Genomic DNA, 12,360 nt, shown 5'->3' with positions numbered 1-12,360 from the left:
CTAGCAGTATGGAGGTAGCATGTTTGCCTGGCTGAGTGGCTTATTCGAAAAAGAACAACTGCAGTCAGTTGTCTGGGTTCGAGACATCATGGCCAGTAACCGCAAAGGCAGTTACGCCAAGTACAAGAACTATTACGACCGCCACGTTAATCGCATTTTAAAAAATTATCACAAGGATTTTCTCCGCTTTGAAAAGTTTGCGGCACGCAATTATAAGTACAGTGACCAATCTGTGTTTATGGCGATTAAAACCGCAAGTTATGCCTTTCAACTTGGACAGCTCAAGGTTGCAGCCTGTATTACTGCAGCCGTGATATCAAAGTGTAATCGCGCAAAGCAAACCGATACGCAGGTTCACCCCAAGTTGTATCGTGCTGCGGTGACACTGCATAAGAAGATCTTGGAAACCGGCAAGTCATCGCGTAAGGCGTCAGACAAAGAGCCGGCTTAGCGGGTCGAATTTTGCGCAGTTAATAAAAATGTCATAAACCTATTCAGCCCGCACCACGGCTGAATAGGTGATGTCTGTCACGTTTTTATCGTTAGTGTTCGATGCAATTTATGCTGGTCATTCGTTCGCCACACTGATAGAGTGCCGCCCCTCACACACCTTGTGAGCGAACTAATGCTTAAATCTACACAAAATAACGATCGACTTGTTGCCGTCTTTACTATCGGCTTTGTCGCTCTCTTCCTTGCCTTTGCCCTGTTTGACCTCGAACATTTTTCCACTGTGATTCAGTCGCTGTTTGCTGAATCTACCAACCTTTTTGGTTACTGGTGGCAGTGGCTAATGGTGATCAATTTCGTGCTGGCGCTAGCCATTGGCGGCAGTAAATTTGGTAAGTTGAAACTGGGCGCCACCGATACCGTCTCAATGAGCCGTTTCCGCTGGGTTGCGATGATAATGTGTACTCTGCTTGCGGGCGGCGGTGTTTTTTGGTCAGCGGCTGAACCCATCTACCACTTTATGACGCCACCTCCGGCGTTAGGTGAGATGGAAGCTGGCGCGATGCAAACGGTCGCCCCTGCGTTAAGCCAAAGCTTCTTCCACTGGGGCTTTTTGGCTTGGGCAGTGTTGGGTACCTTGGCGACCATCGTGCTGATGTATGCCCACCACCAAGCAGGCGTGCGTCTGCGTCCTCGTGCGCTGCTATACCCGTTGCTTGGCGACAAGCTGGAAAATCACTGGCTAGGCTCTGTGATTGATGCGTGTTCTATCATTGCCGTTGCGGCGGGCACCATTGGTCCGATTGGCTTCCTTGCCACCCAGTTGGGTTACAGCTTGGAAAGCTTTGTCGGTATCGAGAACACCATGTCGATGCAAATGCTGATCTTGGCCGCGGTCGTGGCGATTTACTCTATTTCTGCCTTTACGGGAATGGATAAAGGTCTGCAATGGTTAAGCCGGATGAATGTGATTGGTGCGGCCGTGCTGCTTGCTGTTGTGGTCGTACTGGGTCCAACGGGTTTTATCTTCGAGCAGTTTGGTGCTGGCTTTAGCTATTACCTCAATAACATGCACACGCTGGCACTCAACTCCGATAACGGCAGCTGGAATGCATGGTGGACATGGTTCTTCTGGGGCTGGTTCATTGGATTTGCACCCATGATGGCCATCTTTATTGCACGCATCTCGAAAGGCCGTTCTATTCGTGAACTGATCTTTGCTGTTGCGATTTGTGCACCGATTGCGACTAACTTTTGGTTCTCGGTACTGGGCGGTACGGGTATCTTTTATGAGTTGCAGTCTCCGGGTAGCATTTCCGGCCCAATGGCGGATGCGGGTTTGCCGGCGATCTTGATTGCGTCCTTGTCACAGCTGCCTTACAGCGTGGTATTGATCCCAGCCTTTATGCTGTTGACCACCACCTTTGTGGCGACCACAGGTGACTCTATGGCGTATTCCATTGCGATGGCGGTCTCTGGAGACAATCAACCCACACGTGCGCATCGTCTATTCTGGGCGATTGTCATGGGCGTGGTAGCCGGTGTGCTCTTGCTGGCTGGTGAAGGCGGCTTGAATGCGTTGCAGTCGTTCATTGTGATCACAGCTGTGCCTGTCTCTTTCTTGATTGCGTTTACTTTCATTACCGGCCCAATAGCGGTGATGCGAATGCAAAAAGAGAAAGAAGCGAATCTTGCGCTAGAGCCTGCGACAGCAAGCTAAGCGTGGTATACGCAATTGATAGAAAAGCGCCGATTATCGGCGCTTTTTTTTACGTTTAGCGGTGGTGACGCTCTGTTACTTCGGCTGCCATTGACCGCTGGTGACGAGTTTATCCATCACCTTATCGACCGCGACTTTTGCTTTGGCAACAATTTCATCAACTTCGTTGGGTGTCACCACTAAAGGTGGCGCAAAGCCGAGAATATCGCCGTGTGGCATCGCACGGGCAATTAAGCCTTGCTCCAAGCACGCGGCAGCAACTTGTGGTCCCACTTTCAGGTTGGGGTCAAAGTGGCTACGATTAGCGCGATCGGGCGAGAATTCGAGCGCATGGAGCAAACCAATCCCGCGGCTATCGCCGACCAGTGGGTGGTCCGCAAAAGCGGCCTGCATCTTCATTTGCAGGTATTCACCTGTGGTTGCAGCATTTTGGGTGAGGTTTTCGCGCTCGATGATGTCTAAGTTACATAGCGCGGCGGCTGCGCCCAGTGGATGTCCAGAGTAGGTGTACCCGTGACCAATGGCTCCCCATGCATCGGTACCGTCTTCCAGCACATCCCACACCTTATGACCGATCATCACCCCAGACAGAGGCTGATAAGCGGAGGTTAACCCTTTGGCAACGGTGATCAGATCAGGCTTCATATCGTAGTAAATCGAGCCAAAATCACTACCAATACGGCCAAAGCCACACACCACCTCATCGGCGATCAGCAGAACGTCGTACTTATCCAGCACCTTGCGAATCGCGGTCCAGTAACCTTCTGGTGGCGGTACGATACCTCCGGTGCCAAGCACGGGTTCGGCAATCATCGCGGCGACGGTATCAGAGCCTTCCGCAAGGATCATTTTCTCGAGTTCATCGGCACAATGCTGTGCAAACTCAGGCTCGGTCATGCCGCTATCTTCACGACGATAATAGTAGGGTGCCATGGTGTGTTTGATACGCTCTATGGGCAGATCAAAATGCGCATGGAATAAGGGAAGCCCTGTTAACGACCCGGATGCGATACTGGAGCCGTGATAGCCGCGATCGCGAGAAATGATTTTCTTTTTCTCGGGTTTGCCGCGAGCGTTGTTGTAGTACCACACCAGCTTGATTTGTGATTCATTGGCGTCACTGCCTGACATCCCGTAATACACCTTGCTCATGCCCGGCGCCATCTTGATAAGTCGCTCAGACAAGGTCACCAGTGCTTCGTTGGTGTGGCCTACATAGGTGTGATAATACGCGAGCTTTTTGGCTTGCTCGTAAATGGCCTCGGCCATTTCTTCGCGGCCGTAACCAATGTTCACGCAATACAAGCCCGCAAATCCGTCAATCAGCTCAATACCTTCTGAGTCGGTGATACGAATCCCTTTACCTGTCTCAATCACTCGGCCAGGCATTTCGCCGTGGGCGTACTGCTTCAAGTGTGTTGATGCGTGGAAGACGGTGTTTCTGTCTTTTTCCAACAAAGCTTTCGTTTCTGGACGCATGATCAGTCTCCTTATCCTTACGCAAACCTTAATTAGCTGCCGCTCACGGTGGGCAGGCCACCCAAACAGTAGTATTTAATTTCACTAAACTCGTCGATGCCGTAACGGCTCCCTTCACGACCTAAGCCTGATTGTTTGACACCGCCAAAGGGAATGGGATGCCCGGTCATTTTCACTGAATTAACGCTTACCATGCCGACTTCAAGACCGCGCAGACAGCGCCAAATATCACGAATGTCATTGCCGTAAACATAGGCGGCTAAGCCGTATTCGGTGTCGTTACCCATGGCAATGGCTTGGTCGAGATCATCATAGGCAATGACCACGGCCACAGGGCAAAAGGTTTCTTCTTGATACACCAACATATCGGGTGTCACTTTGGTGACTAGGGTGGGTGCAAAGAAGTTTTCGCCGAGATTTGGGTTAAGCTTACCGCCAATCACGGTGGCACCTTTAGCGATGGCGTCATCCACCAAGGCTTGCGCTTTATCCACCGCGCGAGAGGAAATTAATGGGCCAATATCCGTGCTGGGCAACAAGCCGTTACCCACTTCAAGTTCGTCCATTAATGCGGCGAAGGCATCGACAAAGGCTTGGTACTTGTCACGTGGCACCAAGATTTTGTTTGCGGCGAGGCAGTCTTGTCCTGAGGTTTGGAATTTCGCATCGATGGCGGCACGTGCCGCTTGCTGAATATCCATGTCTGGCAGAACGATAAAGGGCGCATTGCCGCCAAGCTCCATGGCGCACTTTTTCACCGTGTGAGCACTTTGCTCGAGCAGCAGACGGCCGACACGGGTTGAGCCGGTAAAACTCATCGCTTTGACTTTGTCACTTTGACACAGCTGAGTTGAAACCATGGGGGCATCACCCATGATCACGTTAAAGACACCGGCTGGGATCCCTGCGCGTTCCGCAAGCTCGGCCAATGCGAGGGCGGAGAAGGGCGTTTCTTCCGCGGGTTTAACGATAACGCTGCAGCCAATGGCGAGTGCGGCTGCCGCTTTGCGAGTGATCATTGCGCTGGGAAAATTCCACGGGGTGATCAAAGCCGCAACGCCAATGGGTTCACGCAAGGTCGCAAGGTGAGCGTTAGGAATATGGCTTGGCATAGTGTCGCCGTAAACACGTTTTGCTTCTTCTGCAAACCAACGTATAAAAGACGCACCATAGGCAATTTCGCCTTCGGCTTCGCGAAGTGTTTTGCCTTGCTCGAGCACCATCAAATGCGCGAGATCGTGTTGGTTATCCATCACTAAGTCATGCCATTGCATTAAGCGTTCCGCACGGGTTTCGGCCGACTCCGCACGCCACAGATGAAACGCCGCTTGCGCATCGTCGATGGTTTGATTGACTTGTGCAGCGCTCAGCGAGGCGGTGTAGCCCAGAATTTCTCCTGTGGCTGGATTCATCACGGGCGTATCGGCGTCGCCGTTCACCCACTTACCATTGCAGTAGGCGAGCTGTCGAAATAAACGCTGATCGTCGAGATACGCGAGTACATCTGAACTTGCTTTACCGGCCACGTCGTGACGCAGAGCATTTGCGGCGGTACCTGTGTAGTTAAGATCGCGTGATTGGAATACGGTCATACTCCCTCCTCATCGTAAAGCAGCGACGCTGCCTATCAGCGTTTGCCTTCATTTACTGTATGCAAAGTGCCCGCGACAGGTTTTCTGTTCGAACTGTCTAACGGCAAAATTTTTTCTGAAACGAGGGAAAGGCGGAAGAAAATTTTCTGGTGATAACAAAAACACCCATTGCGCGTGATAAATGGCGATATACAAGACGTCGGTATTTAAAAATTAGGCGCACCAACCGCAGGGTGCGCCTAAGGAAGGAGTGATTACTGGTTTACATCGAGGGTGACGCCACTAAAGGCACGGTAGGCTCGAATGCCAATAAACACTTCATCGCCCGCGTTGACATCAAGGCTGCAGGTTTCATTGTTACCACTGGTGTAAGGACGACAGCTAAACTGGTTGAGATCTGGCTTGGTGCCCTTTTCAACGTATAAATCCGCATCGCCGGTTCCGCCATACATACGAATGGTGGCAGTGCCCGTTTGCGGTGCGGTATATACGAAATGCTGCCAACTGCTGCTAGCGCCACTGAGATCGGTTTTAGGGTAGTCGTTGTCACTGCCCACCGTGAAACTTTTACTCGCAGAGCTGGTAAGGCCTTGATCATCGGTCACCGTGAGAGTGACGGAATAGGTCCCTGCGGTGCCGTACTGATGGGATGCAGTGACACCGCTACCTTGATAGCCATCACCGAAATCCCACTGATAGCTCACGATTTGCCCGTCTGTGTCGCTTGCACCACTGGCATCAAACGCACAGCCAAGTGCAGTACATTGACCGCTGAAGACCGCCATAGGCGCGCCACCGGCTTGATGATCCCCTTGTGGTGGAACATTATTAAACTCACTGGCGACTTGCGGCCAGATCTTATCAATCCGTACCCCTTGGTTTTCACAACCACCAAAATGGTGGAGGGCAATCACGTTGCGGCTGCTGCTTGCCAGCACCGGAGAACCTGATGAACCGCCTGTGGTGTCACAGAAGTAACCCGCATCTGTATTTGTGCCTCGGCCATTGGTTGCTGCGACATCAATTTGGCAAATCCCACCATTGTTTTGGTCACTTTCAATGGCAAGCTCTTTCGGGTTACCGGCGCCGTGTTGAGGAATAAAGATGGTTTCGCCAACTTGTGGCATGCGTACATCAAGACCCATATAACCAAACTGGGCAATTCGCGCGAAGTCATTGACGCTGAACAGGGTGTAGTCGAGGGTATAATCGGTTTTGAGTAGCTGATCCCCTGTGACTTTAACGATGTCACTGATGGTGCCGCTGCCACAACTTGGACGCTGATAATTAAACCATATTTCCGTGCTAGTCAGCTCAGACTGGCTTTCAACACAGTGATTGTTGGTGAACATATGATTATCAGGCCCTACGCGCCAACCAGTACACAAGCCACTGCCATTCATAAGCAAGCGTGCGACAGGGCGACTGCGTTCATATTCCTCTGGATGGCTATCTTGCCAACATGCCACATCTTTACGCTCGTTGATTCCGCACGTCGATAGCGTGCCCACGTCTTGGGCTGCCTCCATCAGGTTTTCCGGATTGCCCGCTTGGTAACGATCGACACGTAGCGCATGCTGAGGTTGCCATTGGGTGCCTGTGGGAAGGACGAGCGTCACAATTGCGGTGTCGCCGTGGACGGACATGGCCGAAAACTGTGTCACACCGTCGTCACCCTGAGTGGGATTAAATGTGCGCTTGCCATTGGCTTGATTGCTATAGCGGTAGCTCTCAGTCCCATCGGCGCTTGTCACATCGACATAAGCGCCATCAGGCAGTGAAAACTGTGCGAAGTGTACCTTGACGAAGGCGGCGTCTGCTTGATGTATTTTTATGCTGTTTTGATACGTTTCACCGAGTGCGGTAGCACGAAATGTTTTTGGAGGCGCTAAATCGGCTTGGAGACTGTACTGGCTTGCGATGTTAATGGGAGCGGGAGTTGGAAGTGTGTCTGCCGCTGATACGGGGAGCGCCATGCCGCTAAGAAGCGCGACGCTGACGGATAGCATAACTGACTTATTCATTATTATCCTCTATCTACAGTGAGTGAGTAAGACATCAATGTCTTCCCGATAGAGGCTAGTTAAGCCGACGTGAGTCGTGTAATCGCTATGTCTAGAATGATAGACTTATCAAGTAATCATGAAACAGTTGCTTTTATGTTGTTAAAAAGTTAAATATTAGTCCGGAAAGACTCGCTAAATTATATTTTTATCAATAGTTATTGGCGGCGATATCCGGTGTTTCGAGTGGTAACGTCAACGCAGGGCGTTTGACTTGCTTGGTGACGATATAGGTGTAGTACTGTTTTATGCCTAAATTGTCAGTCAGCCAGTTATCGATAAGCCGTTGGTAGTAGTCTATATCGGTCACGCCAAGCCGAACAATGTAGTCTATCCCCCCACCTGTGGCCCAGCACTCTTTCACATCTTCACAGGCTTGCATGGCGCGCTCAAAGCGTTGAAAGCTGTCAACATCGTGCTGACCAAGCGTGATTTCGACTAACACGGTATTTAACTTCACTACCGCATCAGGGTTAATCCGCGCTCCATAACCTTCAATGATCCCTGCTTGCTCGAGGCGTTTGACACGTTCCCAACATGGGCTGACCGATAAATTGATCGCTTGGGCAAGGTTAGACTTGGTGATCCTTCCATCTTGCTGGAGGATTTGAAGGATTTTTATATCAAATTTGTCTAACTTCATGGCACCTCCACTAAACAGGCTCAGCAATGACGGCAAAGGTATCGCCCATGTAAATACGACCGAGGTGGCGCTTAGCCAGCAAAATGCCATCACGCTCGGCATAGTAAGGGACGGGCTCTGTTCCTGTCCGTTCGATGTTATGTACTTTACCGATCAAATCACCACGTTTGATGGGATCGCCGAGGTGTACACAGAATTCAATGATGCCGGCATGTTCGCTTTGGACGTAACAATGCTTGTCAGGCAACTCCAGTGCGATGGGAGGTACACGGGGATGGCGATAGTCGTCTTGCAACACGCCAGAAAAGACCAAGAAATTATGAATACCTCGCTGGGTGATTGCGATCGATTCCGGTGTGCTGGTGCCACCGCCGCCAAGCTCAGTGGTAACGAAAATCTTGCCTTGTTGCTCTACTGCGGTGTCGTACATGCTGGTGGCGTCCATCTCGGTGGTTTGCACCTGATAAGGTGCACCGAATAAGCGCGCGCCCTCTGCACAAGCTTCCGCTTGTTGTAGATTTTCTAAACGGTGAGACGCGGCATAGGGAATAAGATCCAAGGTTTTTCCACCAGAATGGATATCAAGTGCCGTATCACACTGTGGGATTAAATACCGAGTGAAGTAATCCGCGATCTGCTCGGTGACGCTGCCAGTGGGCGAGCCGGGAAAGGCGCGATTCATATTGCCTTGATCCCAAGGTGATGTGCGCGTGCCTGCGGTTACTGCGGGTGCGTTCATCATGGGTAAGATAATCACTCTCCCTTTAATATCGCTTGGCATCAGTTGATGACAGGTATTGAGTAGCGCGGTGATACCTTCATATTCATCCCCATGATTACCACCGGTCAGCAGTGCGGTTTTGCCCTCGCCGTTTTTGATCACGGTAATAGGGATGGTGACACAGCCCCAAGCAGACTGGTCGTGCGAGTGAGGCAGTTTTAGGAAGCCGTGCTGCACGCCATCGGCATGGAAATCGACGGTGGCTTCAATCGCGGTAGGTTCCATAACCTCTCCTTGTGATGTGTCTTGGCATGTTATACGGCTTGTCGCAGTAAAGTTTGATGTTAAATCATCACTTTATCAGTGTAGCCAAAAATACCCACTTGGCTGAATAGAAAAGGGCACAATGGCTGTGCCCTGATTGATTTTATCGATAGATGCCGCTAATGCTTGATAAAAAGCTGACGGGGCAAATCACACAGTGTTTGCGCACCATCTCGGGTGATCACAATGCTTTCTGTGGTTTCCATCCCCCAATCTTTCATCCACAATCCCGGCATAAAGTGGAACGTCATTCCCTCACGCAAAATGGTTTGATCGCTGGGGCGTAAGCTCATGGTGCGCTCTCCCCAATCGGGTGGGTAGCTCAGCCCAATCGGGTATCCACACCGTGCGCCTTCTCGGTCAAATCCATAGCGCAACAACGCATCATTGAGCGCGTTGGCAATGTCGCCACAGGTATTACCGGGCTTGGCGACGGCAAGTCCAGCTTCAAGGCCGGCTTGCAGGGCTTCATCCGCACGTAGGAACTCATAGCCCGGTTCGCCCAAGAAAATGGTACGAGAGAGCGGACAATGATAACGACGATGTACGCCGGCAATTTCAAAAAAGGTGCCTTCTCCCCGTTTAAACGGACGATCATCCCACGTGAGATGAGGGGCGGCGGCATCACCACCAGAGGGTAGCATGGGGACGATGGCTGAGTAGTCACCGAAGTGACCGTCATGACCGACTACCGCATGCTTATTGATCTCGGCCACCAGTAGGTGTTTGGGTAAGCCGGGCTCAATCATTTCAAAAGCCACACGATGCATGTTTTCTACAATGCGTGCGGCGGTGTGCATATAGGTCAGTTCTTGATCGGATTTCACCGCGCGACACCAGTTGACCAATCCAGTCGCATCGACCAAGGTAGCCATCGGGAGATTTTCTTTTAATGATTCAAACGCGGTGGCACTGAAATAATAGTTGTCTTTCTCAACACCAATGCGTCCGCGATCCCAGTAACGCTCAGCGAGTACATAGTTAGACAAGTACTCCATAGGGTGGAGCGGGGGATTCATCACGTAGTGGTCAGGGTAATAAGTGATGCATTCTGCACTCATGTAGACAGTGCGTAATGCACCGTTAGCGTCTTGAATGCGACCAAACCAAAGAGGGTCGCCTGTCGCGCCGATCACAACACATTGAGGCACATAAAACGACCAGCCATCATAGCCTGTTAACCATGCCATGTTAGAAGGGTCATGGACCAACAAGGTATCGATCTCATGCTCTTCCATCGCATAGCGAACCTTCGCTAAACGGGCGCTGTATTCTTCGTATGAAAACTTCAATACAACGTCGCTCATACGCATGACTCCTGTCCAATACCACGACTGTGGCGCTACTAAAACGTACTACTGACCGGTAATCGAACTTGGATCAAAGGCGATTACCGGTACAGAAAGGTGCCGTTTTTCGGTCTTGTTATCGAACAAACGGAGGAGGCTCGCTTGTGTGTGCGGCTGTACATCTCTGATTTTCACTGTCTAATTTATTGACAATGGTGCACTGCTCTCCACAACAGGATAAGGTTTTGTTTCGCCTCTAGTTAAGAGTTACACCATAGAGTGAAATATCGTCAAGTTTTGTTAGAAACAATTTTGTCACTAATGTGACAACTGTTATTAACAGTGTAAACGCGGAGGGAGAGAAAATAACGAAAAGCGGGTATGGCCATAAGGTGGAAAGCGGCCCAGCGCCTTTTCAAAGCACTGAACCAGGTTTAGGCAGCAGGTTGTATCAATAGCACCCAACCTGCTGATTGGGTGCTTAAAACGGTGCTTATTGCTTTTTCAGCACATACATGTCGGCTAAATCACCGTCGATACGCTCACCGTTCATGTCGAGCATGATGATTTGGTTCTCTGCCACGAAGAACTGATTGGGCGTGTCGGTTAGGCCTTGGAGGGTGATGATGGTGCCCATGTCGCCCCAAGTGAAGGTCCCTTCCTCTTTTAGCGCCTCACCTTCTTTACCAAGATAGGTTTTAGTTAATACGTAGGTGTTATCGTCATTCAGCGTGAGGCTGGTTTCGATGCCTTCACAATCTGCACAGGGGACGACACCTTGATACGTGCCATTCCAATCCAGTGATAGTTTTGCATTGTGGTGATCAACCATCTCGTTGACAGCGTCGCCTGCTGCATCAACCGCATTCTCGGCGCTATCCATCGCTTGTTCTGCGCCAGCTTGAACATTTTCTACTGCGCTTTCAACTTGCGTCTCGGTTGCTGGTTTGTCATTGGCTTGTTGCTCACAGCCCACTAAAACAGCGACAAGAGCGAGTGGTGCTAGTACAAATGCCTTTTTCATGATGACCTCTTTTGTATGTTAGATGCATGATTACTTTAAACGTGATGAGGGCGTTGCCCTTAATGGATGTACTCAGTGTAGCGGCAGACAGGAGGGGGGTGTCATTGTTAAGCTAGGCTTAAGTCAATGTTATTCGATGAAAGTAAAGAAATCGTCAACTGATCAAAACTGGGGGTTACTTCGTTAGTAACAAGGTTGCCGAATAGCAAAGCGGTCAATGAACGCGTCAAACAACAAGGAGCGATGATGCAACAACACAAAATTTTGATGGTGCTGACATCTCACGATGCCATGGGCGAGACGGGACACAAGACAGGCTTTTGGCTTGAAGAGTTCACCACCCCTTATTACGCGTTTAAAGATGCAGGGGCAACCGTTGTGGTTGCGAGCCCTAAAGGGGGAACGGCACCGATTGACCCAAACAGCGAAGCGGAAGATGCGCAATCGGACTCCACTCGACGCTTTGATGGCGATGCTGAGCTGCAAGATATGATTAATAACACCGTCAAGCTGAGCGATGTGAATGCGTACGAGTACGACGCGATTTTCTATCCCGGTGGTCATGGCCCATTGTGGGACTTGGCGGAAGACCCGACTTCACGTCAGTTGATTGAGACCTTCTACTATCAGGGCAAACCCGTTGGTGCGGTATGCCACGGCCCAGCAGTGTTCCGCCATACACGTTCAGATCGTGACGAGCCATTGGTGAAAGGCAAACGGGTTACTGGTTTTACCAATAGCGAAGAAGCTGCCGTTGGCTTAACCGAGGTAGTCCCCTTTTTAGTCGAAGATATGCTCAAAGAAAACGGCGGTCTTTATGAAAAAGCGGATGACTTTACCTCGTATGTGGTCACCGATGGCAACTTGGTCACCGGGCAAAATCCGGTGTCGTCCGAAGCGTGCGTCAATGCGGTGTTGGCGTTGTTAAAGTAAGTCACATGATAGTCTCTCGATGAAAGCGCCTGCGGGCGCTTTTTTTGTATCGGGCGAGATCAAGAGAGTGGGGTGTATTTTATCCAGTGGATTCGTGTAGATTAAAAACGACACGGATAGAA

General features: G+C 50.6%; 10 protein-coding genes. 3 read left to right on the top strand and 7 right to left on the bottom strand.

The features are described from left to right. Positions 1-19 precede the first annotated feature (19 nt). Together E8E00_RS14745 and E8E00_RS14740 are read left to right on the top strand one after the other, a co-directional pair. Entirely contained in the window at positions 20-451 is a 432-nt protein-coding gene (locus E8E00_RS14745; RefSeq protein ID WP_069587867.1) for a hypothetical protein, read from the top strand. Positions 452-625: 174 nt separating this feature from the next. Next, positions 626-2,170: a BCCT family transporter gene (locus tag E8E00_RS14740; protein WP_096632358.1), complete on the top strand. Its 1,545-nt coding sequence runs from the start codon at positions 626-628 to the stop codon at positions 2,168-2,170. A gap of 75 nt (positions 2,171-2,245) precedes the next feature. On the opposite strand, the gene E8E00_RS14735 is transcribed toward E8E00_RS14740, so the two are convergent. The 7 genes from E8E00_RS14735 to E8E00_RS14705 all read right to left on the bottom strand — a co-directional run bounded on the left by E8E00_RS14735 (position 2,246) and on the right by E8E00_RS14705 (position 11,305). Then, entirely contained in the window at positions 2,246-3,649 is a 1,404-nt protein-coding gene (locus tag E8E00_RS14735; RefSeq protein WP_069587863.1) for an aspartate aminotransferase family protein, read from the bottom strand. Positions 3,650-3,681: 32 nt separating this feature from the next. Beyond that, the gene (locus E8E00_RS14730) at positions 3,682-5,241 is read right to left on the bottom strand and encodes an NAD-dependent succinate-semialdehyde dehydrogenase (RefSeq protein ID WP_077458186.1); all 1,560 of its coding nucleotides are present in this window, start codon (positions 5,239-5,241) and stop codon (positions 3,682-3,684) included. 254 nt (positions 5,242-5,495) lie between these two features. Further along, the gene (locus E8E00_RS14725; protein ID WP_136588399.1) at positions 5,496-7,265 is read right to left on the bottom strand and encodes a PKD domain-containing protein; all 1,770 of its coding nucleotides are present in this window, start codon (positions 7,263-7,265) and stop codon (positions 5,496-5,498) included. 190 nt (positions 7,266-7,455) lie between these two features. Continuing rightward, entirely contained in the window at positions 7,456-7,947 is a 492-nt protein-coding gene (locus tag E8E00_RS14720) for an Lrp/AsnC family transcriptional regulator (protein ID WP_069587859.1), read from the bottom strand. 10 nt (positions 7,948-7,957) lie between these two features. Then, complete coding sequence (doeB, locus tag E8E00_RS14715) at positions 7,958-8,953, bottom strand: N(2)-acetyl-L-2,4-diaminobutanoate deacetylase DoeB (RefSeq protein WP_077641417.1); 996 nt, start codon at positions 8,951-8,953, stop codon at positions 7,958-7,960. A 158-nt stretch (positions 8,954-9,111) separates the two neighbouring features. Next, positions 9,112-10,299: an ectoine hydrolase DoeA gene (doeA, locus tag E8E00_RS14710; RefSeq protein WP_077641416.1), complete on the bottom strand. Its 1,188-nt coding sequence runs from the start codon at positions 10,297-10,299 to the stop codon at positions 9,112-9,114. Between the two features lie 475 nt (positions 10,300-10,774). After that, a complete protein-coding gene (locus E8E00_RS14705) occupies positions 10,775-11,305 on the bottom strand; it encodes a copper resistance protein NlpE (RefSeq protein WP_096632363.1) in 531 nt (176 codons plus the stop codon). A 246-nt stretch (positions 11,306-11,551) separates the two neighbouring features. Here E8E00_RS14705 and E8E00_RS14700 point away from each other — a divergent pair, with 246 nt between their 5' ends. Further along, complete coding sequence (locus E8E00_RS14700) at positions 11,552-12,238, top strand: type 1 glutamine amidotransferase domain-containing protein (RefSeq protein ID WP_096632366.1); 687 nt, start codon at positions 11,552-11,554, stop codon at positions 12,236-12,238. Positions 12,239-12,360: the final 122 nt, after the last annotated feature.

Origin of the sequence: Salinivibrio sp. YCSC6, from assembly GCF_004916735.1 — a bacterium.
GTDB lineage: Bacteria > Pseudomonadota > Gammaproteobacteria > Enterobacterales > Vibrionaceae > Salinivibrio > Salinivibrio proteolyticus.
The sequence above is the reverse complement of the archived record's forward strand: the minus strand, read 5'-3'. Positions and strand labels throughout refer to the sequence as shown.